Origin of the sequence: Rhodoferax sp. (genome assembly GCF_028688795.1) — a bacterium.
Lineage (GTDB): Bacteria > Pseudomonadota > Gammaproteobacteria > Burkholderiales > Burkholderiaceae_C > Rhodoferax.
Genome location: NZ_JAQTXM010000019.1, coordinates 1 through 18,447, shown reverse-complemented (window position 1 = coordinate 18,447; position 18,447 = coordinate 1). Strand labels below are relative to the sequence as shown.

The 18,447-nt window shown below is 60.1% G+C and carries 19 protein-coding genes; 14 read left to right on the top strand and 5 right to left on the bottom strand.

Annotation, left to right across the window (positions count from 1 at the left end):
- Positions 1 to 43: 43 nt before the first annotated feature.
- On the bottom strand, positions 44 to 2,035 hold the full coding sequence (locus tag PHQ58_RS14410) for a monovalent cation:proton antiporter family protein (protein WP_300112078.1): 1,992 nt from the start codon (positions 2,033 to 2,035) through the stop codon (positions 44 to 46).
- 57 nt (positions 2,036 to 2,092) lie between these two features.
- On the opposite strand from PHQ58_RS14410, the gene PHQ58_RS14405 reads away from it, so the two are divergent.
- Genes PHQ58_RS14405 through PHQ58_RS14390 form a run of 4 tightly spaced genes read left to right on the top strand, consistent with a single transcriptional unit; the run spans position 2,093 to position 5,046 of the window.
- On the top strand, positions 2,093 to 3,094 hold the full coding sequence (locus PHQ58_RS14405) for a KpsF/GutQ family sugar-phosphate isomerase (protein ID WP_300112076.1): 1,002 nt from the start codon (positions 2,093 to 2,095) through the stop codon (positions 3,092 to 3,094).
- Positions 3,094 to 3,639: an HAD family hydrolase gene (locus PHQ58_RS14400; RefSeq protein ID WP_300112074.1), complete on the top strand. Its 546-nt coding sequence runs from the start codon at positions 3,094 to 3,096 to the stop codon at positions 3,637 to 3,639. The genes PHQ58_RS14405 and PHQ58_RS14400 overlap by 1 nt, the downstream gene beginning before the upstream one ends.
- Positions 3,636 to 4,253: an LPS export ABC transporter periplasmic protein LptC gene (gene lptC / locus PHQ58_RS14395; protein WP_300112072.1), complete on the top strand. Its 618-nt coding sequence runs from the start codon at positions 3,636 to 3,638 to the stop codon at positions 4,251 to 4,253. Before PHQ58_RS14400 ends, lptC begins: the two co-directional genes overlap by 4 nt.
- 10 nt (positions 4,254 to 4,263) lie before the next feature.
- Positions 4,264 to 5,046, top strand: a complete 783-nt coding sequence (locus tag PHQ58_RS14390) for an SDR family oxidoreductase (protein WP_300112070.1) — start codon at positions 4,264 to 4,266, stop codon at positions 5,044 to 5,046.
- A 78-nt stretch (positions 5,047 to 5,124) separates the two neighbouring features.
- On the opposite strand, the gene PHQ58_RS14385 is transcribed toward PHQ58_RS14390, so the two are convergent.
- From PHQ58_RS14385 to PHQ58_RS14375, 3 genes are all read right to left on the bottom strand, one after another.
- Positions 5,125 to 5,595, bottom strand: a complete 471-nt coding sequence (locus PHQ58_RS14385) for an RNA-binding protein (protein WP_300112068.1) — start codon at positions 5,593 to 5,595, stop codon at positions 5,125 to 5,127.
- 203 nt (positions 5,596 to 5,798) lie between these two features.
- Positions 5,799 to 6,038 carry a zf-HC2 domain-containing protein gene (locus tag PHQ58_RS14380; RefSeq protein WP_300112066.1) on the bottom strand — a complete coding sequence of 80 codons (240 nt, stop codon included), beginning with the start codon at positions 6,036 to 6,038 and terminating at the stop codon, positions 5,799 to 5,801.
- Entirely contained in the window at positions 6,035 to 6,619 is a 585-nt protein-coding gene (locus PHQ58_RS14375; RefSeq protein ID WP_300112064.1) for a sigma-70 family RNA polymerase sigma factor, read from the bottom strand. The genes PHQ58_RS14380 and PHQ58_RS14375 overlap by 4 nt, the downstream gene beginning before the upstream one ends.
- 186 nt (positions 6,620 to 6,805) lie before the next feature.
- On the opposite strand from PHQ58_RS14375, the gene PHQ58_RS14370 reads away from it, so the two are divergent.
- The 10 genes from PHQ58_RS14370 (at position 6,806) to PHQ58_RS14325 (ending at position 17,060) form a co-directional block, all read left to right on the top strand.
- Positions 6,806 to 7,081 carry a DUF2282 domain-containing protein gene (locus tag PHQ58_RS14370; RefSeq protein WP_300112063.1) on the top strand — a complete coding sequence of 92 codons (276 nt, stop codon included), beginning with the start codon at positions 6,806 to 6,808 and terminating at the stop codon, positions 7,079 to 7,081.
- Between the two features lies 1 nt (position 7,082).
- The gene (locus PHQ58_RS14365) at positions 7,083 to 8,072 is read left to right on the top strand and encodes a DUF692 domain-containing protein (protein WP_300112062.1); all 990 of its coding nucleotides are present in this window, start codon (positions 7,083 to 7,085) and stop codon (positions 8,070 to 8,072) included.
- Positions 8,069 to 8,863 carry a DNA-binding domain-containing protein gene (locus PHQ58_RS14360; protein WP_300112060.1) on the top strand — a complete coding sequence of 265 codons (795 nt, stop codon included), beginning with the start codon at positions 8,069 to 8,071 and terminating at the stop codon, positions 8,861 to 8,863. Before PHQ58_RS14365 ends, PHQ58_RS14360 begins: the two co-directional genes overlap by 4 nt.
- A 70-nt stretch (positions 8,864 to 8,933) precedes the next feature.
- A complete protein-coding gene (locus PHQ58_RS14355) occupies positions 8,934 to 9,443 on the top strand; it encodes a DoxX family membrane protein (protein WP_300112058.1) in 510 nt (169 codons plus the stop codon).
- 57 nt (positions 9,444 to 9,500) lie between these two features.
- The gene (locus tag PHQ58_RS14350) at positions 9,501 to 11,657 is read left to right on the top strand and encodes a bifunctional diguanylate cyclase/phosphodiesterase (protein WP_300112057.1); all 2,157 of its coding nucleotides are present in this window, start codon (positions 9,501 to 9,503) and stop codon (positions 11,655 to 11,657) included.
- A gap of 167 nt (positions 11,658 to 11,824) precedes the next feature.
- Entirely contained in the window at positions 11,825 to 13,615 is a 1,791-nt protein-coding gene (locus PHQ58_RS14345; protein WP_300112055.1) for an NAD(P)H-dependent oxidoreductase subunit E, read from the top strand.
- A complete protein-coding gene (locus PHQ58_RS14340) occupies positions 13,612 to 14,346 on the top strand; it encodes a 2Fe-2S iron-sulfur cluster-binding protein (RefSeq protein ID WP_300112053.1) in 735 nt (244 codons plus the stop codon). The genes PHQ58_RS14345 and PHQ58_RS14340 overlap by 4 nt, the downstream gene beginning before the upstream one ends.
- Positions 14,343 to 14,981, top strand: coding sequence for an NADP oxidoreductase (locus PHQ58_RS14335; protein ID WP_300112051.1), 639 nt, complete (start codon positions 14,343 to 14,345; stop codon positions 14,979 to 14,981). Before PHQ58_RS14340 ends, PHQ58_RS14335 begins: the two co-directional genes overlap by 4 nt.
- 17 nt (positions 14,982 to 14,998) lie before the next feature.
- Positions 14,999 to 16,501, top strand: a complete 1,503-nt coding sequence (locus PHQ58_RS14330) for a Ni/Fe hydrogenase subunit alpha (RefSeq protein WP_300112049.1) — start codon at positions 14,999 to 15,001, stop codon at positions 16,499 to 16,501.
- Between the two features lie 61 nt (positions 16,502 to 16,562).
- Positions 16,563 to 17,060 (top strand): hydrogenase maturation protease, encoded by a 498-nt coding sequence (locus tag PHQ58_RS14325; protein WP_300112047.1) that lies wholly within the window; start codon positions 16,563 to 16,565, stop codon positions 17,058 to 17,060.
- Positions 17,061 to 17,088: 28 nt separating this feature from the next.
- On the opposite strand, the gene PHQ58_RS14320 is transcribed toward PHQ58_RS14325, so the two are convergent.
- The gene (locus PHQ58_RS14320) at positions 17,089 to 18,219 is read right to left on the bottom strand and encodes a patatin-like phospholipase family protein (RefSeq protein WP_300112045.1); all 1,131 of its coding nucleotides are present in this window, start codon (positions 18,217 to 18,219) and stop codon (positions 17,089 to 17,091) included.
- Positions 18,220 to 18,447: the final 228 nt, after the last annotated feature.

Here is an 18,447-nt window from a genome sequence, read left to right as displayed (position 1 = left end):
AGTGCCCTGATTGTGCCCGGCACAGCCTGGGCTTTGAGCCCCGTTAAAACGGGCCTTTCAAAAGCCGCAACTCTGCTTGCTCCAACGCATCCGCCTTGCCTGCAAACACAAGGGCATCGCCGTCCATCAGCACCAAATCATCCGACAGCTTCAACGCCTGGCCCGACTTGCGGCGCAGGCTGACCAGCCGTACCGATAGTGACGACAACGCCAGCTCAGCCAAGGTATGGCCGATGGCGCGCGCGCTCACGGTCAAGGTCAAGGAACTCAGGCGCTCCTGTTGCAGTTCATCGACAGAGCCGTCATCCGCGCCGCGGAAAAACCCGCGCAGCAAGTTGTAGCGCGCATCGCGTTGCTCTTGCACGATGCGAATCACTCGGCGCATTGGCACGCCCACCAAGGCCAGGGCATGGCTGGCCAGCATCAATGAGCCTTCGATGGCTTCTGGCACCACCTCTGTGGCACCCGCTTGTTGCAGCGCTTCCAGGTCATGGTCGTCCTGCGTGCGCACCACCACCGGCACCTGTGGTGCGTGTTCGTGAATATGTGCCAGCACTTTCATGGCGCTGTGTGTTTCAAGGTAGGTCACCACCACGGCACTGGCGCGCGCCAATCCCGCCGCCATCAGGGCTTGCAGCCGTGCTGCATCCCCAAAGACCACAGAGTCCCCGGCGGCAGCGGCCTGTCGCACCCGGTCTGGGTCCAGGTCAAGCGCCATGTAGGGGATGTTTTCTTTGTCAAGTATCCGGGCCAGGTTTTGCCCGCACCGGCCATAGCCGCAAATGATCACATGTTTGTTGGCCTTGATGGCTTTTCGTGCAATGGTGGTCATTTGCACCGACTCCATCAGCCACTCGTTGCTGACCAGGCGCATCACCAAGGTGTTGCTGTACATCACGATGAACGGAGTCGCCAACATGGACAGCACCATCGCCGCGAGGATCGGGTTCAGCAATTCTGGCGGCACCAGTTTGTTTGCTTGAGCCAGTGTGAGCAGCACAAAGCCGAACTCGCCGGCTTGCGCCAGGTAAAGCCCGGTACGCAAGGCCACACCCATGCTGGCGCCAAATGCCCGGGCCAGCAGCGTGACAACCACGGCCTTGTAGAGCACTGGCACTGTCACCAGCAGCAACACCAGCGGCCAGCGCTCCAGCACCAGACGCCAATCCAGCATCATGCCGATGCTAATGAAGAACAAGCCCAGCAACACATCGTGAAACGGTCGAATGTCGGTTTCCACCTGGTGTTTGTACTGGGTCTCGGAAATCAACATGCCGGCAATGAACGCGCCCAGCGCCAGGCTCAGGCCAGCCAGCTCGGTCAGCCATGCCAAGCCCAAAGTGACCAGCAACAGGTTCAGCACAAACAACTCTTCGCTCTTGCGCCTGGCGACCAGGGTGAGCCACCAACGCATGATGCGTGGGCCGCCTACCATCAGCACGGTGATCAATGCCACGGCTTTGAGCAGCGCCAAGGCCAGTGTTTCGGCCATTTGCTCGGGTGAGGCGCTCAGGGCGGGGATCAGCACCAGCAAGGGCACCACGGCCAAATCCTGAAACAACAATACGCCCATGACGCGCTTGCCGTGCTCGGCTTCCATCTCAAGGCGTTCGCTCATGAGCTTGACCACAATGGCGGTGCTGCTCATGGCCATGGCGCTGGACAAGGCCAACGCTGTTTTCCAGTCCATGCCCCAGCGCATCGGTGCGAGCATCGCAAACGCCATACTGCCGGCGGTGGTCAGCACCATGGTCAATGCCACCTGAAACAAGCCAAGACCAAACACATGGTTGCGCATGGTGCGCAACTTAGGCAAGTTGAACTCCAGCCCGATCACAAACATCAAAAACACCACGCCGAATTCACCCAGGTGGCGCACGCCATCGGCATTCTTGGCCAGCGCCAGTGCGTTGGGGCCAATCACCACCCCCACGGCGAGATAGCCCAGCATGGGCGGCAATTTCAGGTAGCGGCAGGCCACCACGCCCAGCACGGCAGCCAACAAATACAACAGGGTTAAGTCGAGGGGATTCACCCCCAGATACTACCAAGCCCAGAAGGCCTGAAGTGGGTGGGTCGGTAGAATGCCGGCATGACAAATCCGCTAACCACTGCCCCGTTTTTTGATGTCGACCGAGCCTTGGCACTTGCCTTGGAAACTCTCGAAATCGAAGCCGCTGCCGTGTTGGGTTTGAAGCGTTATGTGGGGCCGGATTTTGCCCAGGTGGTTGCGCTCATGCTAGCCGTGCAGGGGCGCGTGGTGGTAATGGGTATGGGTAAAAGTGGCCATATTGGCCGCAAAATAGTGGCGACATTGTCCTCAACCGGTACCCCCGCCATGTTTGTGCATCCGGCTGAAGCCAGCCATGGCGACCTTGGCATGATCAAGCCGGTGGACGTCGTGCTGGCTATTTCCAACAGCGGTGAGTCCAACGAGCTCACCGTGATTTTGCCCATGATCAAACGTTTGGGAGCGCCCTTGGTAGCCATGACCGGCAACCCCGAATCCAGCTTGGCGCGTTATGCAGATTTCTTTCTTAATAGCGGAGTCGAAAAAGAAGCCTGCCCGTTGAACTTGGCCCCTACCGCCAGCACCACGGCCCAATTGGCGCTAGGTGATGCCCTGGCCGTGGCATTGCTGGATGCCCGCGGCTTCAAGGCCGAAGACTTTGCGCGCTCCCATCCGGGCGGCTCGCTAGGGCGCAAGCTGCTCACACTGGTCAGTGATGTCATGCGTAGCGGTGAGCAAGTACCCCGTGTTGGACTGACGGCCACCTTCAGTGAGGTCATGCGCGAGATGAGTGCGAAAGGTCTGGGTGCCACAGCCGTTGTCGACGCCACTGGTGCTGTTCGTGGAATTTTTACCGACGGAGATTTGCGCCGCTTGGTTGAAAAAGGCGCTGATTTACGCAGCTGCACGGCGCAAGAGGTGATGCACCCCAAACCCAGCACCATCAGCCGCGATGCGCTGGCGGTGGATGCCGTTGAACTGATGGAGCAGCGCTGCATCACCAGTGTGCTGGTGGTTGATGATGCCGGTGCCTTGTGCGGCGCGCTCAATACCAACGATTTGATGCGTGCCAAGGTCATCTGATGACACCTGCTTTGAACTTTGACCCCGAATTGCTGCTCAAGGCACAAGATATCCGCGTGGTTTTTTTTGATGTTGACGGTGTGCTCACCGATGGCGGGCTGTATTTTTCGGAACATGGCGAAGCAATCAAGCGCTTTCATACGCTCGACGGTCATGGCCTTAAATTGCTGCAGCGTGCCGGCATTACGCCGGCAGTCATCACTGGACGCGATTCCAAACCCCTGCGGCTGCGGCTTTCCGCGCTTGGGATTGAGCATGCTCATTACGGTACAGAAGACAAGCGCCCAGCCGCCGAGATCACCTTGAATGCCCTCGGCTTGGACTGGTCACAGGCCGCAGCCATGGGTGACGATTGGCCGGATTTGCCGATGCTTACCCGTTGTGCGTTTGCCTGTGCCCCGCCCAATGCGCAGGCCGACGTGCTGGCGCGTGCGCACTATGTCACGACACGCCACGGTGGCGACGGGGCAGTGCGTGAACTGTGCGATTTGTTGCTGGTGGCCAGCGGGCGCTATGCGGCGTTGTTGCAGGAGTCGCTGGCATGAATGCCGTGCGGGCGCTGTTGGACCGGCTGACGCTTTACTTGCCGGTGTTGCTGATGGGTACCCTGGCCATGGCCACGTATTGGTTGGTTCGCAGCTCTCCCATGGTCAGTGCGCCAACGCCGGCGACTGCGGCACAGCATCAGCCCGACTATTTCATGCGCAAGTTCGCCGTGAAAACGTTCGATGCAGACGGTCGGCTTAAAAGTGAAGTCAGTGGCGGCGAGGCGAGGCATTTTCCCGACACCGACACGCTAGAAATTGAACAGATTCACATTCGTTCCTTCAATCCTCAGGGCCGCCTGACGACGGCGACAGCGCGTCAAGCCATCACCAATGGTGATGGCTCCGAGGTACAGTTGATCGGTGATGCACGGGTGGTTCGTGATGCAGTGCCCGGTACAAACGGAAAAATGTTGCCCAGTTTGACCTTTGCCGGTGAATTTCTGCATGTGTTCATGGAGACCGAGCGGGTCAAGTCGCACAAACCGGTCGAGCTGACCCGGGGCAAAGACCGATTTACCGCGGACAACATGGACTTTGACAACATGGACCGCGTCATGCTACTGGCCGGTCGGGTACGTGGCCAGCTTATTCCGGGCACCGCACCCCAATGACTCATCAACCATGAAGCAACTGGTGTTGATTACTGGCGCGTCCAGTGGGCTCGGTCAGGCCATGGCCTTGCATTACGCTCACATGGGTGCCAGGCTGGCTTTGGTGGCACGCCGCAGTGATGTTGTCAAAACATGGCTTAACGCTAGTGAAATAGGCGCAGATAGCTATGAAATTTATAGTGCAGATGTGGCTAATGTTGATGGCATGGCGGCCATGGCGCTTGCGTGCATGGCGCGCCAAGGCGTGCCTGATGTGGTGATTGCCAATGCAGGCATCAGTGTGGGTGTGGACACGTCGGTGCGCACCGACCTGGATGTGATGGCGCATATTTTTGCCACCAATGTGCTGGGCGTAGCGGCTACCTTTGGCCCTTTCATTGCGCCCATGGCGGCACGCGGGTCGGGGACGTTGGTGGGTATCGGCAGCGTGGCCGGCATCCGCGGCTTGCCAGGACATGGTGCTTACTGTGCCAGCAAGTCGGCGGTGATCAGCTATTGCGAGAGTTTGCGCGGCGAGTTGCGTGCCAGCGGTGTCAAGGTTGTCACGTTATGCCCTGGGTACATCGCCACACCTCTGACGCAGAACAACAGCTACCGCATGCCGTTCTTGATGCAACCGGAGCAGTTTGCAGCGCAGGCTACGCGTGCGATTGAGGTTGGCGACAGCTACCGTGTGATCCCGTGGCAAATGGGGTTGGTCGCCAAGTTGTTGCGTGTGTTGCCCAACGCCTTATTTGACCGGCTGCTTGCCGGACGGCCGCGTAAACCACGTGCCACAGACCCTTTGAGTTGATTCGCCTGCCAAACAAAAAGGGTCCCGAAGGACCCTGATTTGTTTGCCAGCGGTGAAGCTGGCAAATTTGATAGCTGCTTAGTAGCTGCTACGGCCACCGCCGTAACCACCACCGCCGCCGCCGCCAGAGCGGCTACCGCCACCACCAGCGCCACCACCGTAGCCGCCACCGCCACCGCCACCACCAGCGCCGCCGCCGTAGCCGCCGCCACCTGAGCGACCGCCACCAGCGCCACCGCCGTAACCACCACCGCCGCCGCCACCACCGAAGCCGCCGCCGCCTGAGCGGGGAGGACGGGGTTCCATCGGACGGGCTTCGTTCACCACGAGGCCACGGCCACCGAATTGTTGACCATTCATGGCCTCAATCGCGGTTTGTGCTTGTGCATCATCACCCATTTCAACAAAGCCGAAGCCTTTTGAACGACCGGTGTCACGTTCCATCATGACTTTGGCGCTGGTAACGGTACCGTGTGCTGCGAACGCTTGTTGCAGATCTTCGTCACGGAAAGAATATGGCAGATTGCCGACGTAAAGTTTGTTGCCCATGAAAGGACTCCTCAAAATAACTCAAAACGCGATGGAGTCCATAACCGCAATCAACAAACCATTAAAGACTTAGAGCAGACGCGAGACTGACATTCACCGCAAACCACGTACTGTTTCAAAAAAACAATACGAGGCGCATGATACGTCAAGTTTTAGTTTTTGAAAAATTTATTTTTAAAACGCCAAAATAGGCATCGATTTGTCTAGGAACGGGATGTTGACCCCGAGGGTTTTTGGTCGGAGACCTCATCTTCGTTCTGGTAATTGCGCCACTGCTGCATCGCGTTGCGCATGGTGAGTACCTGGCGTTCAAACTTTGGGCAGGCGGCGCAAATGGCCATGTGCAGGCGCAGTGCCAGTTGTTCAAGTAGCGGCAGCGTCTGGTCTTCGCGCGCGATGACCAGGGCGGTGACTTCTTTGCAGGTGCGCATCAAGGGGATCATGGCAGTCTTTGGGGTGTGGCAAACCAGTTGAGCTCAAGGCATTCGCGCAGACGCAATCTGGCGCGGTGCAGCTGGACATAAAGATTAGTCGCGGTCAGGCCCAATTCCTTACATATGTCGTCAACGGAGAGTTCTAACCACTCGCGCATCAAGAACAGTCGGCCTTGGGTGGTGGGCAATTTTTCGACGCAGGTATCCATGATCTTCAGGAACTGCTGGCTGCGCAAGTCCTGTTCGGGGTTGCCCCAGTCCGCGGGCATGTGGGCGAAATGGCCGTCTGGTTTGAAGCCGATCAAATCCAGCAGGTCTGCGCCATCGTCGTCTTGCGGACCCATGCTGATCTCCCGTCCATGCAAGCGCAGCATGTCAATCACCTTGTGCTTGAGGATGCCAACCAGCCAGGTCTTGAGTTGCGAGCGACTCTGGAACGCTTGTGGCTTGGCCAGTGCGGCCAGCACGGTTTCAGACACCGCGTCTTCTGCCCACGCCCGGTTGCGCAGTTGCAGCTGCGCAAAACGCAGCAGGTAGTCGTGGTGACTGATGAGCTGTTGCTCAAAGGTCAGGGCTGGCGGTGAAGACATGAGGCGCGGCGTGTTGGGTTCAGAACGAAGTTGTGTGGGCCATCATTTTTTTGGCAAAGCTGTAAGAAAGCTTTGCAAAGTCATACTAAACCATCACCAGCGTGCTGTTTGGCTCATCGGCCAGGCCGTACGTGTGGTGACCGTGTTTTTATCCGCTATTTTTACCTATCACTCAGGAGTTTCCAAATGAACCAACGCACCATGATCGCATCCACCGCCGCGACCCTCATGTCACTCGCGCTGCTGGCGGGCCCCGCTGCAGCGGCCGAAAAAGAAAAATGTTTTGGCATTGCCAAAGCTGGTCAAAACGACTGCGCCAGCATCTCTGGCGTGCATTCCTGCGCCGGCCAGTCCAAGGTAGACATGGATAAAGGTGAGTGGAAGTATGTCGCCAAAGGCACATGTAAAGACATGAAAGGCATCTCCATGGATGATGCCAAAGCCATGATGAAAAAGAGCTGAGATGCACGTGGGCATTGGCTGGCGACAGCCGCATTACGGCGAATTGCTGGCACGCCGTCCGGTGTTGGGTTTTCTTGAAGTGCATTCAGAGAACTTCTTCGCCCAGGGCGGTGCGGCGCTGGCTGTGCTGGAACGTGGCCGTGCCCACTATGACATCAGCCTGCACGGGGTGGGCCTGTCGCTGGGATCTGCGGTGGGGCTTGACCCCTGGCATCTGAATCAGCTGGCCCAGCTGGTGCAGCGGATTGACCCGGTGCGTATCAGTGACCATGCCAGCTTCGCCCGGGGTCGCTGGTCGGGACAGGCTGAGGCGCAGACGATTCACGCCGCAGATCTGCTACCGATCCCCTTCAGCACCGAGGCGCTGGACACCCTGTGCGCCAACGTGCAACACGTGCAAGAGCACTTGCAGCGTCGTTTCATGGTGGAAAACGTGTCAAGCTATGTGCGCTGGTTACCCCAGCCTGAAGAAACCTTGCTGGTTGAGACTGAATTTTTGAACACACTGGCCGCGCGCACCGGTTGCGCGCTGCTGGTGGATGTCAACAACATATATGTCAATGCGCTCAACGCCCGTTTGCATGGCGCAGTGGGCGACCCGGTGCAGCACTGCCTGGACTGGCTGGACCGCGTGGCACCACAGCAGGTGGCAGAGATTCATCTGGCTGGGCATTGCCACGTGCTGCCGCAGCCCGGTGAAGACGCACGCGACGAGATCGTGATTGATGACCATAGCAGCCGCGTGTGCGCCGAGGTCTGGCAGATTTACCGCCATGCCATCAGCCGCTTTGGTGCGGTGCCGACGCTGATCGAGTGGGACACCGACATTCCCGCGTTGGACGTGCTGCTGGATGAAGCGGCACAGGCCCACACGGTGGCGACGGCCAGCCTGCAGGCCCGTCAATGGCCAGCGGTGCAGTTCCCAGATGGCGCCGCCAATCCAAACAACGCGCCATCTCAGGCACCGCATCCCCATGGGCGTGCCGCATGAGCCCGCTGGCGCAACAGCAACAGGCCTTGCTGGCCTTGTTGTTTGACTGGCCGAACGATACTGCGTCAAAAAATATAGCTGCTTACGCAGATACCACTTGGGCTAGAGGCCAAAAAGTCTATCAATCCAATGGCCATGCCCTGGCTTGCAGTGCGCTGCGTGCGGCCTATCCGGTGCTGGCACAGTTGCTTGGGGACGAGAGTTTTGAAGCGCTGGCCCGCGCGTTCTGGCATGCGCAGCCGCCGCTGCGTGGTGACGCGGCGCAGTGGGGCGGCACGCTGGCGCAATGGGTGCGCGCCAGTGACCAGCTGGCGACGGAGCCGTATCTGGCGGACGTGGCAGCAGTCGAATGGGCCTTGCACCGCGCGGCCAGCGCTGCCGATGGGCTGACGGATGCGGCCAGCTTTGCCCTACTGACCGAGCACGACCCTGCAGATCTGCTGCTGGTGCTGTCCCCCGGCTGCGCAACCTTGCGCAGTGCCTGGCCGGTGGTCAGCATGGTCAACGCGCATCTGTATCAGACCCCGGCATTGACGCACGTGGGCCAATTGCTGCGTGACGGCGTCGCTCAGGAGGCGCTGGTTTGGCGTAGCGGCTTGCGACCCCTGGCGCGTGAAGCGCAGGTGGGTGAAGCCACGTTTGTGGCCGCCCTGCTGGCCGGGCAAACCCTGGGTGGCGCGTTGGACCTGGCCCCAGATTTAGACATCAGCGCCTGGCTGCCGATGGCGGTTCAGGCCGGTTTGCTGCTGGCGGTTCGCCTGACTGATCTTGATAGAGAAATTGGGCTATAGCCCTTGTTTGGTAAGCGCTAGAAGCTATATTTTAAATAGCATTGAATAAGATTTTCAGAGGATGATTTGTATGCCAACTGTTTCCAATACACCCCCGGCGCCAGTGCTTGCCAAAGGGTGGGGCCGCCGCGTGTTGGGGTTGTGGCGCGGGCTGCACGCCCGGCTGGACAGCTTGCAACCCGTAGCCGCGCTGCTGGCCCGGGCCTATGTGGCCGAGGCTTTTTTCAAGTCCGGCCTGACCAAGTTGCGCGACTGGGACACCACGCTGGCGCTGTTTCAGGAGGAATACAAGGTGCCGCTGGTTCCCCCCGATGTAGCCGCTGTGATGGGCACTGGCGGCGAGTTGGTGCTGCCGGTACTGCTTGTGCTTGGCCTGGGTGGGCGTTTGGGAGCTCTGGGTTTGTCGGTGATGAACGTGGTGGCGGTGCTGTCACTGGCCGAAATTGCGCCGGCGGCCCTGCAACAACACATTACCTGGGGCGTTTTGCTGGCGGGTGTGGCGATCTTTGGCAATGGCCGCTGGTCGCTCGATGCCTGGCTGTTGCAGCGCTGGCCCGCGTTGCTCAGTCGGCTGCGCTAATTTTCGCGCTGCTTTGCCAGGCGCTGGCCGCCGTGTTGTCGTGGTAGCGTGCAGGTCATGAACACCACTCCAGCCTCGCCTGCGCATCCGCCTGCACCGCGTCGCACCGGCATTGCCTGGCCGCGCCGGCTGTCCTGGCGGCTGGCGCTGGGGTTTGGCTCGCTGGTCGGGCTGATGCTGTTGGCGCTGGCGCTGGCCAGTCTGCAGATTCGAGCCATGACTGAACTCACCGAGCGTTTTGCCACCCAGGACATGCAGCGCCTGCTGCGGGTGCAATCGCTGTCACTCACCACCGAAGGCATCGGCAACGCCTTGCTGCATCTGATGAACGCACCACGTGAGCAGCGGGTACCGGTGTATGCCGACGTGGACGATCGGAACCGCCGCATTGACGGCATCATCGAATCGCTGACCAACAACCTCGACGAGTTGACGCAAGTCCAGACCCTGCGCCGCCTCAACGAAGCCCGCGTGGCCTACCACGAAGCCTTCATTGCCACCGTGGACGAGATCGAAGGTGACGACACGCAGGCGGCCCTGCGGATTTACCGTGAGAAAGTCATGCCAGCGCTGGAACAGGTGCTGATGGAATCCAACATGCTGATCAACCGCGAGCGCGAACGCGTTGAGCAGCAAATGGACAGCACACAAGCCCGGCTTGAACAACTGGCGATCTGGGTGGCCGCGCTGTCGCTGCTGGCGGTTGGCTTGGGGGTGGCGCTGGCGCTGGGCACCACCCGCAGCGTGGTGTCGCCGCTGGCACAGCTCGAAGCTGCCGCCCTTCGCATTGCCGCAGGCGACTACCTGCAACCGGTGTTGGCCACCAGCACCGAAGAAATTGACCGGGTTGGCCAGGCCCTGACCGCCATGACCGGGGCGATTGCCGCTCGTGAGCAAGAAATTGAACGCCTGGCCTTTCGCGACCCCTTGAGCGACCTGCCCAACCGCACCTTTTTGCTCAAGCAGTGTGATGACCGCGGTGTCTCCACCATGGGCAACGCGTTCATGCTGTTTGATCTGGCGCGCCTCAAAACGGTCAACGAAACGCTCGGTTTTGCCATTGGCGACACCCTGATTGGGGAACTGGCGCAGCGGGCGCGCGCCGCGGTTCAGGCCTCACCCGCGCACTCGGGCGCGTTACTGGTGCACTTGTCCGGGGGCAAGTTTGCGTTGCTGCTGGCAGCGTCAACGCGCGCGCCGGTAGAGGCGCTGTGCCAGCAATTGATGGACGCGGCCGCCCAACCCGTGCAATGCGGCGAGCACAGTGTGGACCTGAGCCTGGCGTTTGGGCTGGCCGATTCCCCGATAGGTGAGCCGTTGGCGGTGATCACCCTGATGCGCAATGCTGAAGTGGCCTTGAGCGTGGCCAAGCAGGCGACGCAATCGCTTGCCTGGTACAACCCGGCGCAGGAAGCAGCGCGCCTGAGCCACTTGGGGTTGTTGTCGGATTTGCGCGCGGCGGTGACCGGATCGCAACTTCAGATGTGGCTACAGCCCAAGTTTTCGCTGCAAACCGGGCTGGCTGTGGGAGCCGAGGCGCTGGTGCGCTGGCAGCATCCCAAGCGCGGCTTTATTTCGCCTGCTGAATTCGTGCCGTTTGCCGAGAAAACCGGGGCCATCACGCTCATCACCGACTGGATGTTGGCGCAAGCCATGCAGACACTGGCGCAATGGCAGCACAGGCACCCCGAGTTAAGCCTGAGCGTGAACGTCAGCACCCGTGACCTGCAGGACCCCACGTTTTGCCAGCGTGTCAAACAGCTTATGCAGCAGCATGCCATCACGCCGCAGCAGCTGCGCCTTGAAATTGTCGAAAGTGGCCTGATGCAAGATGCCCACACCAGCATTGCCCTGTTGCATCGCCTGCGGGAGCTTGGCGTGCAGCTCTCGATTGACGACTTTGGCACGGGCTACTCATCACTGGCCTACTTGCAGCAACTGCCGGTGACCGAGCTCAAGATCGACCGCAGTTTTGTCACCGGTATTCAGGACTTGCCGGGTACCCAGCGCCTGGTTAAAACGATGATCGAAATGGGCCACGGCATGGATTTACTGGTCACTGCCGAGGGCATCGAGACCCTGGCTGAGCGCGATACCTTGAAAGCGCTGGGCTGCGACGTGATGCAAGGCTATTTTGGCAGCCGGCCGTTGCATGGCGATGCCCTGGCCGCATGGTTTGCTGGCCTTGAAGCTGCTGCGTCGCATCAAAATTAGGTGCCATTGACTTCGCCGTGGCCAAAAAGCTACCCGGCGCGCGGTGATTACACCGGCGAGGTTTGAAAGCACGCGATCCTCCGGCTTGAAAGTCTGAAATGGCTTTCCAATCCCCCTTGAATCTGTAAACTGGCTGAAGGTCTACGAGCAAAAGGGAGGGACACACTATGAATCCAACCGACACAGACATTGAACTGGTGTTGGCGCGGCATGGTCGGGCACCGCACCAGCTGGTTCAAATTCTGCGTGAGCTTCAGGCACAGTTGGGCTGGCTCTCCCGGGACACCCTGGGCGCAGTGGCCAAAGGATTGAAGCTGTCGCTGGCGCATGTGGAAGGTGTGGCCGGGTTCTACCGCTTTTTTCACAGCCAGCCCGTAGGTCTTTACCGGGTGCTGTTCAGTGACAACATCACCGACCGCATGCTGGGCAGTGAAGAAATGTTGCGGCACTTGCGCCATGTGCTCAAACTTGAGCCAGACAAAATGCGCGCCGATGGCCGTGTGAGCGTGGCCACCACGTCTTGCACCGGCATGTGTGACCAAGGCCCGGCGGCATTGGTCAACCACCACCAGTTGGTGACTCGCCTGACACCCCAGCGCATAGAACATATGGCGTCGTTGATCGAGGGCCAGGTGCCCCTGAATCAATGGCCTGCTGAGTGGTCGCGGGTTGACGACCAAATTCGGCTGGCCAATGTCAAGCTCGGGGTGCAGCCTGCGCCCGGGCAAGGCATTGCGGCAGCTTTGGCACGCGGCCCCCAGGCCATGCTGGACGACATCAAACGCTCCAAGCTACGCGGCCGCGGGGGTGCGGGTTATGCCACCGGCACCAAATGGCAGCTCTGCCGCAACGCACAAGCCGACACCCGCTATGTGGTTTGCAACGCCGATGAAGGCGAACCCGGCACCTTCAAAGACCGTGTGTTGCTGAGCAGTTACGCCGACACCTTGTTTGAAGGCATGACGATTGCCGCGCTGGTGGTCGGTGCGCGCCAGGGCTTGGTCTACCTGCGTGGCGAATACCGCTACCTGCTGGAGCCGCTCGAAGCCACCTTGGCGCGGCGTCGCCAGCAAGGCCTTTTGGGCTCGGCGATTCAAGGCCGGGCAGGTTTTGACTTTGACATCGACATTCACGTGGGCGCCGGTGCCTATGTGTGCGGTGAAGAATCTGCGCTGATCGAGTCGTTGGAGGGCAAGCGTGGCACACCACGCATTCGCCCGCCTTTCCCGGTAGAGCGTGGTTACATGGACCAGCCGACCACGGTCAACAACGTCGAAACCTTTTGCGCCGTGACGCACATTGCGGTGCACTCGGGTGCTTGGTGGGCAGGCATTGGCACGGCGCAGTCCACCGGCACCAAAATCCATTCGGTGTCGGGCGACTGTGAACGCCCGGGTCTGTACGAATACCCGTTTGGCACGCGCATTGGCCGCATTCTGGAAGACTGCGGCGCGCGCGATACGCAAGCCGTGCAGGTCGGTGGCCCGTCAGGCGTGTGCCTGTCAGCGCTGGAATTTGGTCGGCGCATTGGCTTTGAGGACGTGCCCACCGCAGGCGCTTTCATGGTGTTTGACCGCTCGCGCGACATGTTTGATGTCGCGCACAATTTTGCGCACTTCTTTGCCCATGAAAGCTGCGGTTTTTGCACGCCCTGCCGGGTTGGCACCGAGCTGGTGCTGCGCCGCATGGACAAGCTCAAACGCGGCTATGGCTCCAGTGAAGATGTGCAGGTGCTGTACGAACTGGACAAGCTGATGCATGGTGCCACGCACTGTGGCCTGGGTGCGGCGGCTTGTAACCCGCTGCGCGACACCATCGCCAAGTTTCGTCCGGCCTATGAGCAACATCTGAAGTCCTTGCATTTTGTGCCCGGTTTTGACATGGATGCCGAGCTGTCGCAAGCGCGTCTGGCCACCGGGCGGGACGACAGTGGCGCCCACTTGGAGACATTGGCATGAACACCTACGCACGCATTGACGCTTTAAGCCCGGGCACTTTTGCACTTGACGGCGAAGAAGTTGACTTTGGACCGGGCGAGTCGATTCTGCAGGCCGCCACCCGCGCTGGCCACTACATCCCGCACCTGTGCTGGCACCCTGACTTTGGTGCCAAGGGTTCGTGCCGACTGTGCACCGTGCGCATCAATGGCCGAATGGGGGCGGCCTGCACGGTGCAGGCGGCTTCCGGGCAAGAGGTGGAAAGCAACACCGATGACCTCAACGCTCAGCGCAAAATCCTGCTGCAAATGATGTTCATCGAGGGCAACCACTTTTGCCCATCCTGCGAAAAAAGCGGCAACTGCCGTCTGCAAGCCACGGCGTATGACGTAGGCATGGAAGGCCCGCACTTTGAAGAGTTTTACCCGCAGCGCCGGGTTGATGCCAGCCACCCTGACCTGCTGCTCGACCTGAACCGCTGCATTTTGTGCGGGCTGTGTGTGCGCGCCAGCCAGGAGGCCGATGGCAAGGATGTGTTCGCCATTGGCGGCTACGGCATCAAGACCCACCTGCTGGTCAACAGCCCCAGCGGGCAAATGGCCGACAGCGCGCTCTTGCCCAACGACCGCGCCGCCAACATCTGCCCGGTGGGTGCCATCCTGCACAAGCGCCAGGGCTTTGTCATTCCCATTGGTAAGCGCCAGTTTGACAAGCTGCCGGTGTCGCAACAAACCGAGGAGGGCAAGCCATGACCACTGTCAACACCCTTGGCCACCTTTTAGCTGATTCGGCCTCAAGCACAAACCCCGAAGCCGGGGCAACTGCAGCCGCCATGGCCTTGCACATGCCACGCAAGCTCAAGCTGGCCACGGTGTCACTGGCCGGGTGTTTTGGCTGCCACATGTCTTTTTTGGACATTGATGAGCGGCTACTGGAACTGTTGGAGCTGGTCGAGTTTGATCGCTCGCCGCTGACCGACATCAAGACCATTGGCCGCTGCGACATTGGCTTGATCGAAGGCGGCTTGTGCAACGCCGAAAACGTGCAGGTGCTGCGCGAGTTTCGGGCCCACTGCAAGGTGCTGGTGGCGGTGGGCGCCTGCGCCATCAATGGCGGCTTGCCGGCCCAGCGCAACCAGCTTGACGTAGGCCAGATGATGCGCGACGTGTATTGCCGGCAAGAGGGTGGCAGCCCCGGCAACCAGGTTCCCAACGACCCCGAGTTGCCGCTGCCGCTCAACAATGTGCACCCGATTCATGAGGTGGTGCATGTGGACTACTTTCTGCCGGGTTGCCCGCCCTCGGCCGACGCCATCTGGGCCTTCCTGACCGATCTGCTGGCTGGCCGCACCCCGCAACTGGGCCATGGCCTGATTCACTATGACTGAACACCTGAGGATGTTGTATGAGTTTTGACCTTGAAACTGCCGCCAACCCGCAAGGCCTGCGCCGCGTGGCGATTGACCCGGTGTCGCGCGTGGAAGGCCATGGCAAAGTCACCTTGCTGCTGGATGAGCACAACGTGGTGCAGCAGGCGCGCCTGCACATTGTTGAGTTTCGTGGCTTCGAGAAATTCATCGAAGGCCGCCCGTATTGGGAAGTGCCGGTGATGGTGCAGCGCCTGTGCGGCATTTGTCCGGTCTCGCACCATTTGGCGGCCTCCAAGGCGTTTGACCGCGTCATTGGCGCCACGCCCATCAGCGCCAGTGCCGATGCCGTGCGCCGCCTGATGCATTACGGGCAAATGCTGCAGTCCCACGCGCTGCATTTTTTTCACCTGTCGTCGCCAGACTTGTTGTTTGGGTTTGGCTCGCCCGTGGCACAACGCAACATTGTGGGGGTGGCGCAGGTCAACCCCGAGGTTGCCAAAAAAGGCATTTTGCTGCGCAAGTTTGGCCAAGAGGTGATTCGCATCACCGCCGGCAAGCGCATTCACGGCACCGGTGCCGTGCCCGGCGGCATCAACAAACTGGTGACAGCTGCTGAGCGTGATGAACTGAAGCGAGACCTGCCGCAAATGTTGCAATGGGCGCAAGACGCCGTTGACATCGTTAAACAGTTGCATGCGCAAAACCCGGCGCTGTACCGCAGCTTTGGCAGCTTCCGCTCCAACCTGATGTCGATTGTGCGGCCCGACGGCGCCATGGATTTGTACGACGGCGTGCTGCGTGTGCGCGATGCCAATGGCGTGATTCTGTTTGACGGTGTGAATGACCAGGATTACCTGCAACTGATCGAAGAGGAAGTGCGCTCCTGGAGCTACATGAAGTTTCCGCACTTGCGCAGCCTCGGGCGTGAGCTGGGCTGGTACCGGGTTGGCCCGCTGGCGCGGGTGCAAAACTGTGACTTCATTCCCAGTGAGCGGGCCGAGATTGAGCGCCAGGCGTTTATCGCCTGGGGTCAGGGTGAGCTGGTGCACGCCTCGCTGGCGTACCACTGGGCGCGCATGATCGAGATGCTGCACGCTGTAGAAGTGATTGCCGACCTGCTGGATGACCCGGCACTGCTCGCGGGCGACATGCTCACCAGCGGTACGCGGCAGCGCAGCGGCGTTGGCATCATCGAAGCGCCGCGCGGCACGCTGATTCATGACTACGACGTGGGCGACGACGACTTGGTCACACGCTGCAACCTGATTGTGTCTACCACCCACAACAACCAAGCCATGAACGAAGCGGTGCGCTCGGTGGCACGCGACTATTTGAGCGGGCATGAGATTACCGAAGGCCTGCTCAACCACATCGAGGTCGCCATTCGCGCCTACGATCCCTGCCTGTCATGCGCCACCCACGCGCTGGGGCAAATGCCGCTGGACATCACTTTGCTGGCCGCCGATGGCACCGTGCTGGACCGGGTGCAGAAATCGCCCGGCAGTGGGCTGACACGGTCCCACGATAGATTTATATGAAAAATCAGGCTTTAGCCCTTATGTAATAAGCGTAAGAAGCTATAAAAACAATAGTATTTGAATGTCTTTGTCTTTGAATATCGGTGAAGTACAGCCAGCCCGGCCACCCGTGTTGGTCCTCGGTTGGGGCAATCTCAGCCGGGGTGACGATGCGCTGGGGCCGTTGTTTGTGGCGGAGTTGCTGGCGCAACTTCCTGCCGGTTTGCGCGATCAGGTCGAATTTCTGGACGACTACCAGCTGCAGGTTGAACATGCGCTGGACCTGGTGGGCCGCCAGCGGGTGCTGTTGGTGGACGCCAGCCTGAGCTGCGCCGCACCGTTTGAGGCGCGCAGTGTGCAAGCCCGGCGCGACACCAGCTACACCAGCCACGCTCTCTCACCCGAAGCGCTGCTGCAGGTGTTTGAAGACATGGCTGGCACGCCGCCCCCCCCAGCCACCTTGCTGGCCATGCGGGGGGAAGCCTTTGAGTTGGGAGAGCCGATGAGTACTGCGGCGCAAAGCCATCTGGTGGCTGCGCTGGTTTGGGGGCTGGACTGGCTGGCCGAGAAGGACATGTGATGTATGTGGCTTGCCCTTGACCACTGACTCAGGCGGCAGGCGCGTCGCGGTTCTTGCGCACCGGCACGCGCAAGTCATCCAGGTAGTCGCGCGCAATGTTCAAAGTCGAGCTCACGCCCAACGCGTCATGATGCTTGCCAAGCCATTGCCTGGCGTGGTCTTGCCCCAGCTCAAACAAGGTGTGGATCAGCTTGCCATCGGTGGATGCTTTGGTGGCCGCGCTGAACGCTTCCAGAGCCTCGCCGCCATCAATGCGGTGCATCAGTACGTCTTTGTAGTGGGTGGGGTCCAACTTGCCCTCAAGCAGCAGGCGCTTGACAAAATCAATCGCTCGCATTTCCGCAATCAGGGCTGAGTTGAAGGTGATTTCATTCAGGCGGTCCATGATTTCGCTGGCGTTGGTGGGCAGCTTGTCGCGCAGGATCGGGTTGATTTGCACCAGCAAAATATCGCGGCTGTCGCAGCTGTAGATCAGCGGGTGAATGGCCGGGTTGCCCGAGTAGCCGCCGTCCCAATAGTGGTCGCCTTCAATTTCCACCGCCTGAAACACCATGGGCAGGCATGCCGATGCCATGACAGCATCAGCAGTGAGCCGTTTGCCAGAAAACACCTCGGCCTTGCCGGTGCTGACCCGGGTGGCGACCACAAACACCTTGAGTTCCTTGAGGTCGGCCAGCCGCTCAAAATCAACATGGCGTTCCAAAAAGTCTTTCAGCGGGTTCAGGTCGAGTGGGTTGCTCTGGTAGGGTGACACCGCGCCAGACCAGGCGCGCGTCATGGCATCTGCCCAGAGCGAGGCGGGCGAATGCTGTCCCCCTGCCCGGTTGAACAACAGATCAAATGGTGCGCGCTGTGCGTTGCTGAGTGCGCCCATGGCCACCATGCCGTTCCAGAAAGCAGCCAGTGACTCGCGCGCGGCTTCACGCGCGTCGGTCTGCGGTTTACCCAGGCTTTGGGCGAAACCGTGGGCCAGCGCCACCGCGTTCATGGCCCCCGCACTGGTGCCGCTGATGCCCTCGATGTCGATGCGGCGGTCTTGCAGCAGCACATCAAGCACGCCCCAGGTGAAGGCGCCATGGGAGCCGCCGCCCTGCAAGCCCAGGTTGATGCGATGCGGGGGGGTGGGGTCAGCGTGTATGGTGTCAGGTGGGGTATGCATGACTTGAGCTTATCAGCCTGCCGGGATGCCCCGTGTTGCTATTTATAAAAGAGCTACATGCGCAATAATTACAAGGCACATAAGGCGATTTGATACATAAATTGTAACTACTCAGCTTAACGAGCAAAGCTGGGCTGAATTATCTGGCGGTTAAACACGCTGACCAAACAGTCAAACAGATTGTTTTTCTGCTTGGTCATGGTTGCCAAGTAGGAGCGGATGGTAAAG